This is a genomic window from Enterococcus bulliens (genome assembly GCF_053761865.1).
Genome location: NZ_JBSMXK010000005.1, coordinates 55,402 through 75,320 on the forward strand (window position 1 = coordinate 55,402; position 19,919 = coordinate 75,320).

Genomic DNA, 19,919 nt, shown 5'->3' on the forward strand with positions numbered 1-19,919 from the left:
CGAAGAAGATCTCTTGAGATCTTCTTTTTTTGTCGTCTTTTTTAGCGATATGAGTTGTGGTATGATGAATAAAAAAGGAGTTAAGACTATGCAGATCGTGATTATTGGGGGTTCGATTTCTGGTATTTATGCGGCTATCGAATGCCGAACACGCTTTAAACAAGCTACGATCACACTGATCGAGCAAAAAGAAACTCTAGGCCATTTACCTAAAAATCTATTTCAAGGGTTAGCAAATGATCGTGTAGTCGATCACTCACCGATCGTTAAAGAACAAATATTGAGCGAAGAGTATCATATCGATCTTTTATTAGGTCTGAAATGTGAACGGTTACGCGACCATGAAATCTTACTTGCTAGCGGAAAATCTCTATCATTTGATAAACTGATTTTAGCAACAGGTTCCACTCAGCGCTCACGTTTAGCTGGAACGACGAAAGAATTATCAACGTATTGGTCGTATAAATCGTGGCAAGAACAAGATGAGGTAATTGAAAAAATCAAGGCTGCACAAACGATTGCGATCGTAGGAGCTGGGGCACTAGGGATTGCATTTGCTTCTTCTTTGGCGCACACGAAAAAAGAATTGCACATTTATGAGCGCAATGAGCGTCCACTTGCTCGTTATTTTGACGCAGACATGACACCGATTTTGACTCGTTTTTTACAAAGCGAACAAATAAACATGCATTTTTCAGACGCAGTTGAACGTATTTTACCCCATCCAGAAAAAGGCTATCTTTTGCATACCAGTCTAGGCGAACAAGTAGTTGATCTAGTTTTAGTTGCGGTCAATACACGCGCACTAGAACAAGAGGTGACTCGTTATTTAGCAAAAAATAGTGATGGAACACTTTGGGTCGATGATTATTTACAGACGAGCCAAACCGATGTTTTTGCAATAGGAGATGCGATCCATGTTCGCTTTCGGGCAACCGGTGAAGAATGTTATATTTCTTCTTTAGAGAATGCAAGCCGCACAGCATACATTGTCGCACGCAATCTTGTTCACCTTACACAAAAAGATCCAGGAAGTATTCGTCCGTTTGAAGGTGAATTCTTTGCTACGACTTATTTGGCTTTAGGATTATTGGAACAAGAAGCGATTTTTGTCTCGTATCCTGTAGCGATCCAATCCTTTAAGTTAGATACGACGACATTGATCAAAGTGATCTATCAAAAGCGGACACGTCAATTATTAGGGGTTCAGTTGATTGCTCAAAATCTAAAGGACCAAGTCAAACAAATGATGTATGACGCAGTCGATCAGGCGCTGATCGTGGATCAATGGCTAGAAGAATTAGAAAAAGCATACCAGTGATGTTTTAAAGGAGTAGTTTATGCAAATCGATGCATTATTAGAAAAAAAGGAAGCAATCCAAGTTCAAATGTTGCGTGCAATCGTTTTAGCAGGTGGACAGATTTCTTTTACTGCATTACGTGAAGTCACGAAATTATCAAAAACAGCTTTTGAACAATACGTAAAAGAACTAGCCGAATTTGGACAGCAAACAAAAGAGTATCACTTGCGTTATCTAGATACGACGATCGCACTTGATTTTTCAGAAACAGTCAATTTAGAGATGGTCATTATAAATTTAGTTGAAAAAAGTAGTTATTTTCAAATTTTGCAGTTCGCATTAAATCATCCAACGTTTACGACGACCCAGTTGATGGCCAATTTGGGAATGAGTGAGTCGACAACTTTTCGAAAATTAAAAGAACTCAATCAAATTTTAAAAGAGTTTCAGGTCCAGATCAAAAATGGAGAATTACAAGGAGAAGAACTGCAAATTCGCTACGTATACTATCAATTATTTAGTTTGATGATGCCGTACTGCACTTTACCTTTAGTAACGTTACCAGACTATGCAACTTTCATAAAAGGCCTATCCCAAAGTTTGACATGTCGATTTACAAAAATCCAGCAAGAAAAAATTTCGTTATGGTGGTATATCACGCAAAAAAGGTGGTTAGCCAAAAAAATCGAGTATCAGCGACTTAAAACAATATTTGCTAGCTTTTATAAAGATGAATGGTATCTGAAAATGGATCACTTCATTAGTTTATATTTAAGTCGGATGGCTGTGGAGAACGATAGGTACGAAGGGATCATGTTTTATATTTTTTTGATTTCATTTGAAGTGTTAAGTGAAGAGGATTTTTATCAGTATGATCTATCTAGAAGTAAACGTCTACCGACCGCGCGTTTGGATCTTTACTTGCGTGAAACGATTTTGATCGATTATCGTCCAAAGCGGTTTTCGATCGCTCTAGAAAAACGGCTAGGCTATCAATTGGCACAAGTCAATCATGAAGTCTACTTTTTTATGGGGAAAATCGAATTGTATGCGCGCGAAAATTTATTGACGATCCAACGACGCTTATTGGGTCATCGTAAGAGTCAACTCTTACAAAAAATGATGACGATTGTATTTGAACAATTAGAAGCAACACAGCATCCGAACAATAGCTTACAAGACTTTTTGTTAGTCAATTATGCGAGTATTTTAGCGATGATCGAATTTTCTAGTGTACGACCGATCCGAGTAGGTCTTGATTTTGAACAACTACCTGCCTATCGCTTTTTATTTTTTCAACTTGTTCAAATTGAATTAAAACCGTTGTTGGGAGTAGAGGTCGAGCGTTATTCAATGAGACGAGAATTCGACATCGTGATTTCACCGCGACCACGACCGAGTTATTTAGTACAAGAACCCAAACATTGGTATGCTGTATCGGAATTTGATTCGACTTACGATGTAAAAAAAATTAGTCAACTCATCGAAACGATCCGCTTAGAGCGCAGTTAAACCCCTTGATTTCAACAAATCAGGGGCTTTTTTTATGACGTCAGTTATTAAAACTGTCAAAAAATAATGAAATTCGTTTTATTTTGATGGTGTATCACGTAGAATTTACAGTAAGATGATCATATAAAAAAGAAAACGATTACATTTTAAGGAGGAAGAAAACATGACAGAAGCAACTTACATCATGGCGATTGACCAAGGAACAACAAGTTCACGAGCGATTATTTACGATAAAAAAGGACAACAAATCGGTAGTTCACAAAAAGAGTTCACTCAATATTTCCCACATGAAGGTTGGGTCGAGCATAATGCAAATGAAATTTGGAATTCGGTACAGTCTGTGATTGCGGGGGCATTTATCGAGTCAGGCATCAAGCCTTCACAAATCGCTGGAATCGGGATCACGAATCAACGTGAAACAACTGTTGTTTGGGATAAAACAACAGGAAAACCGATCTATAATGCAATCGTTTGGCAATCTAGACAATCGGCTGGAATCGCCAATCAATTAAAAGAAGATGGACATAGTGAATTTTTCCATAAAAAAACAGGACTGATTATCGATGCGTATTTTTCAGCAACAAAAGTACGTTGGATCTTAGACCATGTTGAAGGAGCGCAAGAACGTGCCGAAAAAGGCGAATTGTTATTTGGAACGATCGATTCGTGGTTGACTTGGAAACTAACGGATGGTTCCGTCCACGTGACCGATTATTCGAATGCTAGTCGTACGATGCTCTTTAATTTACATGATTTAGAGTGGGATCAAGAAATTCTTGATCTATTAAATATTCCCAAAGTAATGTTGCCAACACCGGTTTCTAATTCTGAAATTTACGGCTACACCCAAGGATTCCATTTTTATGGTAGCGAGGTGCCGATTTCAGGTATGGCAGGTGACCAACAAGCAGCCTTATTTGGTCAAATGGCATTTGAGCCAGGAATGGTCAAGAATACTTATGGAACAGGATCATTTATTGTGATGAATACCGGTGAAACGCCGCAGTTATCAGAAAATAATTTACTGACAACGATTGGGTATGGAATCAATGGTAAAGTGTATTACGCTCTAGAAGGAAGTATCTTTGTAGCCGGTTCCTCGATCCAATGGTTACGCGATGGCTTAAAAATGGTTGAAAAATCAAGCGATTCAGAAGAGGCTGCTCGTCACACGACAAATGAAGATGAAGTTTATGTCGTACCGGCCTTTGTTGGTCTAGGTGCACCCTATTGGGATCAAGAAGCACGTGGAGCGATGTTTGGTTTGACTCGTGGTACGACCAAAAACGATATCATTAAAGCCACACTTCAGTCGATCGCTTATCAAGTAAAAGATATTATCGATACGATGCAAACAGATACTGATATCAAAATTCCAGTCTTAAAAGTCGATGGTGGTGCTGCTAATAATGGCTATTTGATGCAATTTCAATCAGACATTTTAGACACGCCGATTCAACGTGCACACAATTTAGAAACGACTGCCTTAGGGGCTGCCTTTTTAGCTGGTTTAGCTGTAGGTTATTGGAAAGATACGGATGAAATCCGTGAATTTTATGAAGCTGGAAAACTATTTGAACCAGAGATGGAAGCTGAAAAACGTCAAAAACTATATAGCGGTTGGAAACAAGCGGTTGCAGCAACACGGACATTTAAACCATAAGGAGATGGTAGGCATGAGTTTTTCAATTAAACAACGTCAAGAAATGCTTGAAGAAATGCAACAAACACCGTTAGATGTCTTGATCATTGGTGGTGGAATCACAGGAGCGGGTCTGGCTTTACAGACCGCAGCTTCTGGAATCAAAACAGGATTATTGGAAATGCAAGATTTTGCTGAAGGAACGTCTTCTCGCTCGACTAAGCTCGTTCATGGTGGAATTCGTTATTTAAAAACGTTTGATGTTGAAGTAGTTTCGGATACAGTGAGTGAACGTGCAGTACTGCAACAGATCGCACCACACATTCCCAAAGCTGATCCAATGCTATTGCCAATTTATGATGATGAAGGGACGACTACGTTTGATATGTTTTCTGTCAAAGTCGCCATGGACCTTTATGATCAATTAGCCAACGTCACAGGTAGTGAATATGCCAACTATACTCTGACAAAAGAAGAAGTGCTAGAACGGGAACCTTACTTGAAATCTGAAGGTCTACAAGGAGCAGGAGTCTATTTAGATTACCGCAACAATGATGCACGGTTAGTTATCGATAATATCAAGCAAGCTGTTGCTGATGGCGCTTTAGCTGTTAGCAAAGTTAAAGTAACAGGTTTTCTTTATAATGAGGATCAAATCATTGGCGTCAAAGCACGCGATGAGTTAACTGGGCAAACAATTGAAATCAAAGCGACCTATGTTGTCAACACAACGGGCCCTTGGGTCGATAAAATTCGTCAATTGAATTTCAAACGTGCAGTTGTACCGCAAATGCGTCCAACTAAAGGTGTTCACTTAGTCATTGATAGTAAGCGTTTACCCGTTCCGCAACCAACTTATTTTGATACAGGAAAACAAGATGGACGGATGGTTTTTGCGATTCCACGTGAGAATAAAACCTATTTTGGAACGACAGATACGGATTATACTGGCGATTATGCTCATCCAGAAATCACACAAAAAGATGTCGACTATTTATTAGAAGTAATCAATTACCGTTATCCAAAAGCCAATATTACACTAGCTGATGTAGAATCTAGCTGGGTCGGCTTACGCCCGTTGTTATCTGATAATTCAGGTTCTGATTACAATGGCGGAGACAATGGTTCGATTTCTGATCGTAGTTTCCAAAAAGTTTTGGATGCGGTTTCGGAATTTAAATCAGATCAAATGACTAGAAGTGATGTCGAACGTGTCTTGAAAAATCTCGAAATGAATCGGGCAGAAAAAGCTCCTTCGACCGTATCACGAGGCAGTAAATTAGAACGTGAAGCAGATGGTTTGATCACCTTAGCAGGTGGAAAGATCACGGACTATCGTAAAATGGCTTTGGGTGCATTAAATTTGTTGTGTGAATTATTTGAAACAAATCAACATCGTACAATCGAAATCGTTGATTCAGCAAATTATCCGGTATCCGGTGGGGATTTTGATGCAACACAAGTCAAATCGGAGATCGATCGTTTAGCGCAAATTGGGATCAAAAAAGGATTACCAGAAGAACAAGCACATTATATCGCTGACTTTTACGGTACGAACGCAAAAACAGTATTTTCTTATATTACACAACAACCACTCTTTAAAACAGCCGACCTTTCACTTGCTGAAGCAATCAGTCTATATTATGGTTTAGAACATGAAATGGTCTTAACGCCTGCTGATTATCTTGTGCGTCGTACCAATCACTTATGGTTCCAACGCGAAACATTAGACGAAGTCAAACATCCGATCATAGAAGCGATGGCGGAATATTTTGAATGGGAAACCGAAACGAAAAATTGCTATACCATGGAATTACAACAAACAATCGATGAATCTGATTTGATTCATTTGAAGAAAGAAGGAAATTAAATGAGCGGCGAAATGACACAGATCGTAGGCGAATTTATTGGAACGATGATCTTGATTTTACTAGGTGATGGGGTTTGTGCCGCTGTGAATCTAAATAAAAGTAAAGCACAAAATTCTGGTTGGATCGTGATTGCCATGGGGTGGGCGATGGCCGTAACGATTGCTGTCTTTATGGTTGGGTTTATGGGACCAGCTCAATTAAATCCGGCAGTAACAGTCGCAATGGCATTAACAGGATTACTGCCTTGGCATTTAGTCTTGCCATTTGTACTTGCTCAAGTAGCTGGAGCGATCGTCGGAGCTGTTTTAGTTTGGTTACTCTACTTGCCACATTGGAAAGAAACGAAAGATCAAGGCGCGATTTTAGGAACCTTTGCAACTGGACCTGCGATTCGTCATTATCCGTCGAACGTCATTGCTGAAACGATCGGAACATTTGTGTTGATCTTAGGCTTATTGACCTTTACGCAAACTGAATTCTTAGGTGGTGCAAATGTATTTGCAGTTGGTGCTTTGATTTTAGCAGCTGGTCTTTCATTAGGCGGACCAACAGGGTATGCGATCAATCCAGCTCGTGATCTAGGACCAAGAATTGCACATGCTATCTTGCCAATCGAAAATAAAGGTAGTTCTGATTGGGCATATTCATGGATACCGATCGTAGGACCGATCTTAGGGGCAGTCGTAGCGGTACTATTATTCCAAGTGATGATTTGATTTTATTTTGAGCTTTTTAAGAAGTGGCCTAGGCCACTTCTTTTTTTGTAGGCAAATTTCTATCTATCTGAAACGTTTATTTAGTATGATAAAACAGTTACGAAGATAGAAAAGAGGGGAAGATATGGAGTATTCTTATAAAGAACAAGCAAAAAGTATTTTGATTTATGTTGGGGGCAGTCAAAATGTTAAAGAAGTTACGCATTGCTTTACACGATTGCGTTTTTATCTACATGATGAAACCCATGCAGATAAGGAAAAATTAGAAGCTTTACCGTACGTTTTATCCGTAGTCAAAAGTAATGGTCAATACCAAGTCGTACTAAAAAAAGACGTCGATAAAGTATATCAAGAACTTTCACCATTGTTAGAGGCGTCTAAAAAAACAACCACAAGTCAAACGAAAGAAAAAGTTAGTGCGAAGATTTTGAATACCGTCGCAGCGATCTTTACTCCGGTGATTCCAGCGATTGCAGCTTCAGGGATGTTAAAAGGGATTTTAGCAGTTGTGGTCATGATTATGAAATCTTTTTACAATACTGATATTACGACCAATACAACTTATGTCATTTTACTTGCAGCCTCTGATGCGTTGTTTTATTTCTTACCGATCTTCTTAGGGTATGCTGCGGCAAAAGTTTTTAAAACCAATGAATTTATTGCGATGATCATTGGGGCAACTCTTTGTTATCCAGCAATTGTAACGTTGATGACTGGTGAAGATGCGGTTACGTTATTTGGATTGAATCTGACCAAAGCTAGCTATACTTCATCTGTTATTCCAATCTTGATTGCGGTATTTTGTTTAGCCTATGTGCAACGCTTTTTTGATCGAGTGATTCCACAGGTGCTAAAAATTATTTTAGTGCCAACCTTTTCACTTTTAGTGATGGTACCAGCTACCTTGATCGTTTTTGGACCAATTGGGATCTATATTGGGGAAGCGATCAACTGGGCCTATTACCAATTGATGGGAATCAGTCCGATCCTATTAGGAGGCTTTATTGGTGGAATCTGGTGTGTCTTGGTTATTTTTGGGGCGCATCGTGCGATTATTCCGATTGGGATCAATGATGTGGCACAAACCGGTCGTCAAAATCTTTTGGCCTTCGCAGGAGCCGCTAATTTCTCCCAAGCAGGTGCAGCATTTGGTGTCTTCTTACGTTCGAAAAATAAAGGATTAAAAACGGTCGCTGCTTCCGCTACCGTTACCGCGCTATTTGGTATTACGGAACCTGCGATTTATGGAACGAACCTACGCTTAAAAACGCCGATGATCTATGCCGTGATCAGTGGTGCTTTAGGAGGAGCGTTGATGGGATGGGGCGGTTCCTATGGGACAGCTTTTGCCAATCAAGGATTATTGACGATCCCAGTCTATGCAGGAGCCGGGACGAAAGCCTTTATCTGTTACTTATTAGGGATCGCGATCGCCTTTTTTGGCTCGTGTATTCTAACAGTTGTACTAGGATTTGAAGATATTCCAGAAGAAGATGCAGCTGATCGTATCTTAGCTAGTGACGAAGCTGTTGATTTATTAGCGCCAACTAGTGGAACCGTAGTGGCATTGTCTAGTTTGCCAGATGAAGTTTTTGCAAGTGGTGCGATGGGTAAAGGCTTTGGTATCAAAGCAAATCACGAACAAGCAACGATCTATGCGCCAGAAAATGCTGAAGTTATAACGTTGGCACCGACCCATCATGCCATCGGGTTGAAACTCGAAAGTGGTGTGGAATTATTGATCCATGTGGGAATCGATACGTTAGAATTGGATGGTCGTGGATTTGAGTCGCTTATCAAACAAGGAGAGCTTGTCAAGCGTGGTCAAGCCTTACTAAATGTCGACATGAACGTCATCAATGAATCAGAGTATGACGATACGATTATCGTTATTGTGACCAATACGAATGAGTTTTCACTAATTGAATTACCAGAACAAGCGCAAGTAAACCAAACCGATATTGCATTAACGGTTAGAAAGTAGGATTTTATGCATACAGTATTTCCAAAAGATTTTTTATGGGGCGCGTCTTCCTCAGCTTTTCAAATCGAAGGAGCCTTTGCCACAGACGGCAAGGGAAAAACGGTCGCCGATCACAATGCTCAACAACGTGCACATTTACAAGCTGACACGACGACTGCTAGTGATTTTTACCATCATGTTGAAGAAGATATCGCCTTGATGCAAGAACTTGGGATGAAGACGTATCGTTTTTCTTTTTCTTGGGCTCGAATTATTCCAGATGGCAATGGTGAGATCAATCAAGCTGGCCTTGATTTTTACCATCATGTCGTCGATACATTGCTCGCACACAATATTAAGCCGATGGTGACGTTATACCATTTTGATCTTCCTTATGCTTTAGTAGAAAAATACAACGGTTGGGAAGACCGTCGTTGTATCGATGCTTTTGAGCGTTATGCGAATATTTGTTTCAATGAATTTGGTACAAAAGTACATTACTGGCAGATCAATAATGAACAAAATTTGATGATTCGTGTTCCTGAGCGGATGAATATGTATGACGTACCACAAGATCAAATCGAAAGCGTGCGTGCGCAAATGGATTACAATATGTTTGTCGCACACGCTCGAGTAACCAATCTTTGTCATAAACTGCTACCAGATAGTAAAATCGGACCAGCTGTTTCTTCGACGATGACCTATCCAGCTTCAAATCGTCCGGAAGATGTTTGGGCAGCGCGAATGAACGATAATTTTAAGACCAATTACGCGTTAGAAATGTACACATATGGTCGTTATCCCGGGTACTATGAGCACTATCTAGAAAAAGCCGGGATCGCTCCAAAACGTGAAGCAGAAGATGAGGCAGTACTTAAAGCTGCGAAACCTGACTATTTAGCAGTCAATTATTACCGTACGCTAGTGGTGCGCCATTTACCTGAAGATGAGGCGCATCCGTTTGGAACCAAGGTCAATGAGATCGATTTTGATCTTTATGGCTATTTTGCACATGAGAAGAATCCTAATCTAGTCGCGTCGACCTATGGCGCACAGATTGATTCAATGGGATTACGTCTCGTGCTAAATGAGTACTATGAAAAATATCGTTTGCCAATGATCATTACTGAGAATGGGTTAGGAACAGCTGACGAGTTGACTGCAGACGATAAGGTCCATGATGACTACCGTATCGATTATTTGCGTCAACATATCGAAGCGTGTCGTTTAGCGATCGAAGATGGTGTGGAATTATTTGGATATTGCCCTTGGTCAGTGATGGATCTTTTAAGTTCTCATCAAGGCTTTAAAAAGCGTTACGGCTTTATCTATATTGATCGCACAGATGAAGATGAAAAAGCATTACGCCGAATCAAAAAAGATAGTTATTACTGGTATCAAAATGTGATCCAGTCAAATGGTGAAGCGTTAGTATAAAAAGAGGGTGTGACAGAATTTCTGTCGCACCCTTTTTTTATTATTTTAATTTTGGTTTGATTTTCCATTCAAAGATCACTAACAAAGCGATAAACCAAATCGGAACAAAGAATAAAGCTTGTCTAGTCTCACCTTGTAAAAAGAGTACAAAGACGATAAACGCTAAGAATGCCACGATCAAATAACTCGTATAAGGAAAAAGTGGCATAGGGAATTTCCGTTTTGCTTTTGATTTACTTTTAGCTGCTTGTTTTTCTGAGCGGCGGTATTTAAAATGCGCAAATACGATCATAAACCATATAAATAAAAAACAGATCGTCGAGATACTAGTAATCAATGTAAAGACTTGTGACGGCATAAAGAAATTCAAAATAACGGCAATCAAGATCACAGCACTAGAAAAGAAGATCGCAGCTGCTGGAACATAATGACGCGTTAATTTTGAATAGCGACTTGGTGCATTGCCTTCACGTGAAAGTGAATGAAGCATCCGTCCAGTCGAGTAGATCGCTGAGTTACAAGCAGAAGCTGCTGAACTTAATACCACTAAGTTAACGATCGTTGCAGCGGCTGCTACTCCGATATCGGCAAATACTTCTACGAAAGGACTTTGATCGGCGTTTAGTGAATTCCAAGGGTAGATCGACATGATCACCGCTAATGCACCGATATAAAATAAAAGGACACGGATTGGTAAACTGTTGATCGCTTTTGGAATCACAGTTTCAGGATCTTTTGTTTCGCCAGCAACTAGACCAACCAATTCAATTCCCACAAAGGCAAAAGTCGCCATTTGGAAAGATTTTAAGAAACCATCGGCACCAGTTGGAAAGAAACCACCATAACTCCAAATATTACTTAGACTGACTGTTCCTTTAGATGTTTTAAAGCCGATGACCATTAAGACAACACCTGTGACGATCAAGGCGATAATGGCAATGACTTTGATCAAAGAGAACCAAAACTCTAATTCACCAAATAACGCTACTGCAACTAAGTTTAATCCAATCAATAGAGCTAAAATAATAATTTCAGGAATCCATGCTGGCACTGAAGGAAACCAGTAACGCACGTACGTACCAGTTGCTGTTAGATCCGCCATCGCGATGGATACCCAACAAAACCAATACGTCCAACCAGTAACAAAAGCCGCTTTTACACCAAGATACTTGGCAATAAAATCAATAAACGAATGCTTTGAGGTATCGGATAATAATAATTCTCCGAGTGCTCGCATAATCAAAAAACACATTATGCCGACTGCGGCATAAGCAATTAAAATCGATGGTCCAGCTAATTGGATCGAGCGTCCTGATCCAAGAAAAAGTCCGGTACCAATCGCACCACCAAGTGCAATCAACTGCACGTGACGATTTTTTAATCCCCGATCGAGAGATTTTTTTTCTTCTGTCATCCTATCATCCTATCTTAAAAAAAGTACAATAATTATATTTTAATCTATTTCTCAGAAATTACAAGTGATATCTTTTTCAGGCTATGAAAAGACAACATTTAAGAGAATTAAAATAACGATTGTATCAACTGTCGTGATAGGGAATTCTTTCTATTTTTGTTTTCACGAAAATAATATTATTTTTTCATAATCATTTGGATTGCTTGCTGGATTTTGGCATTTTGCTCGGTAGGATCATCTGCCGGATTCTCTAAACAAGCTTTTAGATTTTCGGCTACGATCAATCCCATTGTGCGATCAATACTAGAACGGACTGCACTTAATTGCGTAATAACATCGATACATTCTTTTTCATCTTCGATCATTTTCTGGATTCCGCGCAGTTGACCTTCTGTTCGTTTTAAACGGTTTAAAATTTTTCGTTGTTCTTCGGGAGTGACTTGCATGAAGCATTCCACCTTTCTCTTCTTTCTTTTACGATTATACCCACCTATGTATAGAAGTCAAAAAAAACAATCACTCACTAAATCACTTGGTAAGATCACATTGATTGACAGAAATAAGAAAATCATTTATAAATACCCTATAAGGTATTAAAGGGCGCATAAAAAGGAGGATTCACATGTTTTCATTATTTAAACAAGGAAAAAGTATCTCAACAAAAGAATTGGCACAACAAAATCTCAATCAGTTGGTATTACTGGATGTTCGTAATCCAAGTGAATTTAAAACAGGTCATATTCGCCAAGCTAAAAATGTTCCACTAGCCAATATTTCGCAGTATCAAGGGAAAGAATCTGAACTCTATGTCATTTGTCAGTCGGGCATGCGTAGTAAACAAGCTGCAAAAATACTCAAAAAGAAAGGCTATGATGTCATAAATATCCGCGGGGGTATGCGACAATGGTCGAGAAGAGTTGTAGGAGGAAAATAAAATGAAAATCATTATTATTGGCGGAGTAGCTGGTGGAATGTCAGCTGCAACCCGTTTGCGCCGTTTAAACGAGTCTGCTGAGATCATTATTTTTGAGAAAGGGCCATATGTTTCATTTGCAAATTGTGGCTTACCTTACTATGTATCTGGAGAAATCGATCGTCGTGAGAAACTACTTGTGCAAAAACCAGAAAGTTTGAAAACGCGATTTGATCTTGATGTGCGATCAGAACATGAAGTCGTGGCGATCTCACCAAAAGAGCACACGGTAACTGTACGCAATGCACAAGGTGAATTTAAAGAAACGTACGATAAATTGATTCTCTCTCCTGGAGCGAAACCATTTATCCCACCGATTTCAGGAATTGAACAAACAAAAAATACGTATAGTTTGCGTAATGTACCTGATTTAGATCGTTTGATGGCAGGGCTCACGACTGAAACGAAAGAAGCTGTGGTGATTGGCGCTGGTTTTATCGGATTAGAAATGGCCGAAAATTTAAGCAAACGCGGGCTCAACGTAACGATCGTCGAGCAAGCACCACATGTCTTACCGCCACTTGATGAAGAAATGGCCGCTTATATCAAAAACGAATTGATTGTAAATGGTGTGACGGTATTGACCGCTGATTCAGCAACAGCATTTTCTAATGAAGGAAAACAGATCCATTTAAGTTCAGGCAAAGTCCTTAATTCTGATTTGACACTACTTTCTGTCGGGGTCACTCCTGCGAGTGAATTAGCCAAACAAGCTAATCTTGCGTTAGGGATGAGAGATGGAATCATAGTCGATGAACACTATCAAACAAGTGCTAAAGACATTTTTGCTGTAGGAGATGCGATTCTTGTGAACCATCAAATTACACATGAAGCATCTTTGATTTCTCTGGCCTCACCAGCCAATCGTCAAGGGCGACAAGTTGCAGATGTCATCTCAGGGTTAGATCGAATCAATCAAGGAAGTATCGGGACGGCGATCGTACGAGTATTCGATCAAACCGCCGCTTCAACGGGGATTAGTGAACGTGCTGCTAAACAAGCTGGTTTTGATGTTTCTGTTGTCCATGTCAGTGGCAAAGACCATGCTGATTACTATCCTGGAGCGACGGATATACGATTAAAGTTAGTGTTTGATCGACATACCGGAATGATCTACGGAGCGCAAGGAATTGGGCAAAAGGGAGTCGATAAACGAATCGATATCTTAGCGATAGCTATTAAAGGTGGTTTAACAATCTTTGACTTGCCGGAGTTAGAACTGACCTATGCACCACCATTTGGGTCAGCTAAGGATCCTGTGAATATGCTAGGTTACGCAGCGATCAATTTAGCGGAAGGAATCAGTCAATCGATTCAGTGGTATGAACTTGACGATTATTTAAAAGCGGGAGCTATTTTACTTGATGTTCGTAATCCTAGTGAAGTAGCAAAAGGACGTTTTAAACAAGCAGAATATATCCCATTGGATCAATTACGTGGAAAAATCCAAACACTAGACAAAACCAAAACATACATTGTAAGCTGTCATAGTGGACTTAGAAGTTATATTGCAGAGCGGATGCTGAAACAAGCAAACTTCGATGTGAAAAATTTAGATGGCGCCTACGCCTTATATCAAACAGTGAAACCGGAGGAAATCGATTATGTATAGATCTATCTCAATGCCAGAATTTGACCAAGAATTAAAGAAAGACATCCAAGTGATCGATGTGCGTGAACGAGACGAGTTTGCAAACGGTCACGTACCAAAAGCTATCAATAAACCGCTAAGTGAATTGTCGACACAGATTACAGATATGGATGATGAAGCAGAATATTATATTATCTGCCAATCTGGTGGACGTTCTGCACAAGCTTGTGCATACTTAGCCGAGCAGGGATTTGATGTGATCAACGTTATGGGTGGCACTTCAGCTTATACAGGTCATTTAGAACAATAATTTCGATTAGAAGATCTTTTAAAGATCTTCTTTTTTTATACGCAAAAAAGCATAAGAGTGCTAGAATGGTAGCAGATTGATTACTAAAGGAGGAATAGATATGAAATTAGCGAAACAAGATCGTATTTTATTTTTTGGGGATAGCATTACAGATGTAGGGCGTGACCGCACCGATTTTTTTGACCTTGGCAAGGGATTTCCTCTATTGGTCAATGCTGCTTTGCAAGCCGCAAAACCTGAGTATGAACTGGAAAGTCTAAATCGCGGAATCAGTGGCGATCAGATCCAAGATTTAATCGAACGATTCGACGTTGATTGTGTGCAATTAGATCCAGATGCGATCGTATTGTTGATTGGGATCAATGATGTTTGGCATCACGTCGAGGATGCAGATTTTCTGGATCCCAAGCAAACCAAACGATTTGAAGCGGAATACCGAACATTGTTGACAAAATTGCAACAAGTAACAAAAACGATTTTAATTTTAGAACCGTTTGTACTACATGAACCAAGCGATCGAGCAAATTGGCGAGCATCTTTAGATCCTAAGATCCAAATCGTCCGCCAACTAGCTAAAGAATTTTCATGTGAATTCATCGCTTTAGATGGCTACTTTACACAACTAGCATTAACAAGCAAAGCAAAATATTATACAGGAGAAGACGGTGTCCACCCAACACCAGCTGGTCATCACGTGATTGCTACCAAAATTTTAGAAACGGTGGAGTGGGTCTAGATGGATAAAATGCACCGATTTCGAGAGTTGGCACCCGGACTAGGATTATCAGTTGTCGTCGCAATGATCGCAAAAGCCTTAGCCTTGGTTTTTCCAACATTAGGTGGTGCTACGATTGCGATCTTATTAGGGATCGTATTAGGAAATACTATCTTTAAGCAACCTATCCTGGCTAAAGGAACAAAATTTTCTGAAAGTCGTTTGTTAGAGTATTCCGTTGTATTATTGGGATTTACGGTGACATTTCAAACGATTGCCCAATTAGGTGTCAGAGGGTTTATTTTCATTTTCGTGATGATGACGATCGTGATCATCGGTACGTTGTATTTAGGTGGAGCATTTAAATTCAATAAAAAAATGAGTATGATGATGGCTGGTGGGAACGCAGTGTGTGGTTCTTCAGCGATCGGAGCGATTGCCCCAGCAATTCAAGCAGATGACCAAGAAAAGGGTCAAATTATTACATTAGTAAACCTCTTAGGAACCGTGATGATGCTGACGTTACCATTTTTAGGTACGAGTCTATTTCAAGGAAATCAATTAGCACAGGGCGCTTTGATTGGAGGAACGCTTCAATCGGTCGGCCAAGTTGTTGCAGGGGCTAGCTTGATCGATCCGGAAGTCGTTCAATATGCGATGCTATTTAAAATCTTGAGAATTATTTTGTTAGTCGTTGTAGTAGCGGTATTTGAAAAAATGAATCAAGGACCGTCAACTGTTTCCACGAAACACAATCGTAAAAAATTTCCGATCCCTTGGTATGTTACTGGTTTTTTGATCGTATGTATTCTCAATAGTTTTGTGAGCTTACCAACTAGTTTTGAAACAATTGCCCATTTTTTAAGTACATGGTTTGAAACGACAGCACTAGCTGCTATTGGGTTACGTTTAGATCTGCGACGCTTCATTAAAGAAGGACCACGCTTTTTATTTTATGGGTTGTCAGTCGGTAGCGTACAGACTGTTGCAGCATTAGGATTTTTATGGTTATTTCCAGTATAATTAGCGAGGTTTTTTCTGTTCTTTTTTTTGAAATATGCTACACTAAAAGCACTAAAATACAAGGAGCGGATAGTATGCCATTAATTCGTGTCGATGTAACTGAAGCATTTACCAAAGAAACGACGAGACAGATCTTAGATGTGATCCATCGTCAAGTCATTGAAGTCTTTAAGGTCCCTAAAGGTGATCGCTATCAAATTTTGTCACGTCATAGTCAAGATGAGCTGATTTTAGAAGACACGGGTTTGGGATTTGAGCGTACAGCAAATCGAATCTCGATCCAAGTGTTTAGCCGTCCGCGAGCTAAGGAAGATAAAGTGAAATTTTATCAAGCGGTCGTGACTGCACTTGAAAAAGAGTTAGGAATCCAAGGAAAAGATGTATTGATCTCATTGTTTGAAAATAGCGATGCGGACTGGTCATTTGGTTTTGGTGAAGCACAGTTCTTGACTGGAAAATTATAAGTGAGAGAAGGGGGATGACAGAAGTCTTCCCCCTTTAAAAATCGTATGAACGGTGTTTTGGAAGTAGTTCGTTCAAAAATAAGCCAAACCATGATCGAAATAGGCGAACCTATTATCAGAAGGATTCGGCTTATTTTTAGAGCTTATAAAAAACGATGATTATGATAGACTGTTATTAGGGAAAATAAGAATGGAAAGAGTGGGAGTATGCCAAGAAAACTTTTTTGTGAGATATCGCCATTGACCTATAAAATTTCGGTCAGAAAAAATATTTTAGTCAAAAAATTACAGGATCGTAAATCGAATCACGTATTTGCACGTCGATTTAGTGCAGAGCGTTTACCAAACTTAGTCTATAAACACAATTCATTGATTCGTCGGAAATTAGGAACGATTCGAACTGATTTACAAGACAATAAAGCCATCAATCTTGCATTATCGACGCCAAAAGTTAATGGAATCTTGATCCAGCCAAACGAAACGTTCTCATTTTGGCAATTAGTGGGAGAATGTAGCGCAAAATTAGGATATAAAGAAGGATTGACGGTCGGTCGGGAAGAAGAAACAAGTTCTGGTATCGGCGGGGGCATGTGTCAGTTTACAAATTTGATTCATTGGATGGTCTTGCATACGCCTTTAGAGATCGTTGAACACCATCATCATGATGGTGTGGATATGTTTCCTGATTTTGGACGTAAAGTACCTTTTGGAACTGGGACATCGATCGTCTATAATTATTTTGATTATCGCTTTAAAAATGTGACGGATCAAACGTTCCAATTGATCACCTACGTCGATGGAACTTATCTATATGGCGAAATTCGCAGTGAAACACCACTCGATGCAAAATATCATATCCAAGTAGAAGATGAATTCTTTAGTCAAGAAGATGGTGTCGTATATCGCAACAGTGAGATCTATCAACGAGTTGTCGACAAAAAAACTGGGAATGTGATCAAAAAAAATCTGATCAAAAAAAATCATTCAAAAGTACTGTATGATACCAGCGATTTAGAAGTAAGGGTGTTGTCTTAACAAAAAATCGTGTTCTATTTTTTTTCTATTTTTTATTTATTTGATAAATGTAATGTATCCATTTAAATTAGCGCTCTTGACGCAAGGGCGCAGTGAAGCAGAAGTCGTGATCCATGAGAATATTTACGATAGTGATAGCTTGCTCGTCAAAGCGCAAAAAGTCTTTGACACGAATATCGCAACGCTTTTAGATACGCGAAAATTTTTAGATGAAGAATCATTAGCACAAGCGTTGAGTTATTTGAAAGCAGCCGAAGCCGTCTATTTTTTTGGCGTAGGAGGTTCTGAGATTGTAGCAACAGATGCATACCATAAATTTTTACGAGCACCAATTCGCGTCCATCATAGCACGGATTATCATATCCAGTTAATGGAAGCTTCATTGATGAAACCAAATGAGTGTGCAGTGCTGATCTCACATACTGATCGTTCAAAAGAGACCATCGAAATTGCACAAGCAGCTAAGGAAGTCGGAGCTAAGTTGATCGTATTGACTAGTTCGAAGCAGTCGCCACTGGCTTTATTAGGGGATACAGTATTTGTTTCAATCGCTGAAGAGACTGAATTTCGTTCAGAAGCGTTATCTTCACGCATCGCTCAGCTGAGTATTTTAGATTCACTTTATGTGATATTCATGTTCGAACGGCAAAATGCCTCGAAACAATCGATCCATAAAGTACGCGAACGAATCGCAAAATTGAAAACAACGTAAAATGAGTCGCAGACAGTTACACGTCGTTTATATGAAAAGGGGGTGTGACAAGAGTCTTTCACACCCCCTTAGAAATAGAATAAATGGTGTTCCAGAAGTAACTCTTTCGAGAAATAAGCCAAATAATTACCGAAATAGGTGAACCTATTTCGGTAATTATTTGGCTTATTTCTTGGAGCTATTCACTTCTGTCACAGCCTCTTTTTTATTGGCTATATTTTTCTTGATAGACTTTATCGTATAGTTTTTGATCTAATACGACATCAATTTCACCTAAATATTCGACTGCTCCTTCGCGCACAAAGTTACGCTTGAAGGTATACAAGCCATCTTCAGTTGATTCAGCTTCGATTCCCCCCATGTCATAACGCGCACAGTTCGCGTCTATCGCCCATTGTACCATTGCTTCTTGCACGGCATATGGTGCATTATATAACAACGTATCCATGGAACCTGCGTACATGTACCAAATTTTGTCACCAGCTTTAAACGCCACACCAGTGGAGAGCAATTCGCCCTCTTTTTTTGCTAAGTAAATCCGCATCTGTTCTGTTCCTGGAAAGGCTTTTTGCATCTGTTCAAAGTAGAATTTTGGACGATAACTGATTCCATGACGCTTACTCATTGTTTCATAAGAAGTATAAAATGCCTCTAATTCTTCTACACCATTACCATAAGTGACTTCGACACCATCTTTGACCGCTTTTTTCAACTTATTTTTGATCTTAGAAGGAACAAGATCATGTAATGAAGTCGGTCTTGTTTCACATTGATCAAAATGGATTACCATATTCAATCGCGGTTGGATCGTTCCGTGCATCCCAAGTGCTTCGATATTTCGACTCAAGATTACATAGCCAGCATCTGTGAGAAACTGGATCAATTCTTCATCATATTTAATTTCTGGATCAAATTTAAGAAGGTAGACATCTTCAGGTAAGGCTTTTTTGCACTCTGTAACAAGTTGATTAAATAACGAGATATTTTGCATATCCATTACCGGTCCTTTTGTACAATACGCAAAACGACTTCCTTCTGGACCTTGGCCGATCAAAATCGAAGCCGCTGCGATGATACGCCCCGCTTCTTCGACATAGACATAAAGTCCTTCCCAGTTTTCTTTGACTGCTTGCCAAGCGATATTTTGAGTGATTTGACCAAATGGCGAAGTATTTACGAAGGTTTGATACGCTTGTACTGCTTGTTTATTGTTCTGATCTAAGACAGGCATGATACACGC

18 protein-coding genes are annotated in these 19,919 nt (G+C 39.5%); 15 read left to right on the top strand and 3 right to left on the bottom strand.

Annotation, left to right across the window (positions count from 1 at the left end; all coding sequences use genetic code 11):
* Positions 1-88 precede the first annotated feature (88 nt).
* The 7 genes from ACWOEC_RS04020 to ACWOEC_RS04050 all read left to right on the top strand — a co-directional run bounded on the left by ACWOEC_RS04020 (position 89) and on the right by ACWOEC_RS04050 (position 10,442).
* Entirely contained in the window at positions 89-1,321 is a 1,233-nt protein-coding gene (locus tag ACWOEC_RS04020) for an FAD-dependent oxidoreductase (RefSeq protein ID WP_455306113.1), read from the top strand.
* 19 nt (positions 1,322-1,340) lie between these two features.
* Positions 1,341-2,813: a helix-turn-helix domain-containing protein gene (locus tag ACWOEC_RS04025; protein ID WP_455306114.1), complete on the top strand. Its 1,473-nt coding sequence runs from the start codon at positions 1,341-1,343 to the stop codon at positions 2,811-2,813.
* Positions 2,814-2,976: 163 nt separating this feature from the next.
* Complete coding sequence (glpK, locus tag ACWOEC_RS04030; protein WP_455306116.1) at positions 2,977-4,476, top strand: glycerol kinase GlpK; 1,500 nt, start codon at positions 2,977-2,979, stop codon at positions 4,474-4,476.
* A gap of 13 nt (positions 4,477-4,489) precedes the next feature.
* The gene (gene glpO, locus ACWOEC_RS04035) at positions 4,490-6,325 is read left to right on the top strand and encodes a type 1 glycerol-3-phosphate oxidase (RefSeq protein ID WP_455306118.1); all 1,836 of its coding nucleotides are present in this window, start codon (positions 4,490-4,492) and stop codon (positions 6,323-6,325) included.
* Complete coding sequence (locus tag ACWOEC_RS04040) at positions 6,326-7,042, top strand: MIP/aquaporin family protein (protein WP_455306120.1); 717 nt, start codon at positions 6,326-6,328, stop codon at positions 7,040-7,042.
* Between the two features lie 124 nt (positions 7,043-7,166).
* Positions 7,167-9,026: a beta-glucoside-specific PTS transporter subunit IIABC gene (locus ACWOEC_RS04045; protein ID WP_455306122.1), complete on the top strand. Its 1,860-nt coding sequence runs from the start codon at positions 7,167-7,169 to the stop codon at positions 9,024-9,026.
* A gap of 6 nt (positions 9,027-9,032) precedes the next feature.
* Positions 9,033-10,442 carry a glycoside hydrolase family 1 protein gene (locus tag ACWOEC_RS04050; protein ID WP_455306124.1) on the top strand — a complete coding sequence of 470 codons (1,410 nt, stop codon included), beginning with the start codon at positions 9,033-9,035 and terminating at the stop codon, positions 10,440-10,442.
* A 40-nt stretch (positions 10,443-10,482) separates the two neighbouring features.
* On the opposite strand, the gene ACWOEC_RS04055 is transcribed toward ACWOEC_RS04050, so the two are convergent.
* Together ACWOEC_RS04055 and ACWOEC_RS04060 are read right to left on the bottom strand one after the other, a co-directional pair.
* Positions 10,483-11,856, bottom strand: coding sequence for an amino acid permease (locus ACWOEC_RS04055; RefSeq protein ID WP_455306125.1), 1,374 nt, complete (start codon positions 11,854-11,856; stop codon positions 10,483-10,485).
* A gap of 176 nt (positions 11,857-12,032) precedes the next feature.
* Positions 12,033-12,302 carry a metal-sensitive transcriptional regulator gene (locus ACWOEC_RS04060; protein WP_297076877.1) on the bottom strand — a complete coding sequence of 90 codons (270 nt, stop codon included), beginning with the start codon at positions 12,300-12,302 and terminating at the stop codon, positions 12,033-12,035.
* A 176-nt stretch (positions 12,303-12,478) separates the two neighbouring features.
* Here ACWOEC_RS04060 and ACWOEC_RS04065 point away from each other — a divergent pair, with 176 nt between their 5' ends.
* The 8 genes from ACWOEC_RS04065 (at position 12,479) to ACWOEC_RS04100 (ending at position 18,679) form a co-directional block, all read left to right on the top strand.
* Positions 12,479-12,790, top strand: a complete 312-nt coding sequence (locus ACWOEC_RS04065; RefSeq protein WP_455306127.1) for a rhodanese-like domain-containing protein — start codon at positions 12,479-12,481, stop codon at positions 12,788-12,790.
* A 1-nt stretch (position 12,791) separates the two neighbouring features.
* Positions 12,792-14,441: an FAD-dependent oxidoreductase gene (locus ACWOEC_RS04070; RefSeq protein WP_455306136.1), complete on the top strand. Its 1,650-nt coding sequence runs from the start codon at positions 12,792-12,794 to the stop codon at positions 14,439-14,441.
* Positions 14,434-14,730, top strand: coding sequence for a rhodanese-like domain-containing protein (locus tag ACWOEC_RS04075; RefSeq protein ID WP_455306138.1), 297 nt, complete (start codon positions 14,434-14,436; stop codon positions 14,728-14,730). Before ACWOEC_RS04070 ends, ACWOEC_RS04075 begins: the two co-directional genes overlap by 8 nt.
* A gap of 100 nt (positions 14,731-14,830) precedes the next feature.
* Positions 14,831-15,466: an SGNH/GDSL hydrolase family protein gene (locus tag ACWOEC_RS04080; RefSeq protein WP_455306140.1), complete on the top strand. Its 636-nt coding sequence runs from the start codon at positions 14,831-14,833 to the stop codon at positions 15,464-15,466.
* Positions 15,467-16,468: a YeiH family protein gene (locus ACWOEC_RS04085; protein ID WP_455306142.1), complete on the top strand. Its 1,002-nt coding sequence runs from the start codon at positions 15,467-15,469 to the stop codon at positions 16,466-16,468.
* A gap of 74 nt (positions 16,469-16,542) precedes the next feature.
* Entirely contained in the window at positions 16,543-16,932 is a 390-nt protein-coding gene (locus ACWOEC_RS04090; protein ID WP_455306144.1) for a tautomerase family protein, read from the top strand.
* A gap of 207 nt (positions 16,933-17,139) precedes the next feature.
* The gene (locus tag ACWOEC_RS04095; RefSeq protein ID WP_455306146.1) at positions 17,140-17,967 is read left to right on the top strand and encodes a VanW family protein; all 828 of its coding nucleotides are present in this window, start codon (positions 17,140-17,142) and stop codon (positions 17,965-17,967) included.
* A gap of 52 nt (positions 17,968-18,019) precedes the next feature.
* The gene (locus ACWOEC_RS04100; protein WP_455306148.1) at positions 18,020-18,679 is read left to right on the top strand and encodes a MurR/RpiR family transcriptional regulator; all 660 of its coding nucleotides are present in this window, start codon (positions 18,020-18,022) and stop codon (positions 18,677-18,679) included.
* A gap of 205 nt (positions 18,680-18,884) precedes the next feature.
* On the opposite strand, the gene ACWOEC_RS04105 is transcribed toward ACWOEC_RS04100, so the two are convergent.
* Complete coding sequence (locus ACWOEC_RS04105; protein ID WP_455306150.1) at positions 18,885-19,910, bottom strand: lipid II:glycine glycyltransferase FemX; 1,026 nt, start codon at positions 19,908-19,910, stop codon at positions 18,885-18,887.
* Between the last annotated feature and the right edge of the window lie 9 nt (positions 19,911-19,919).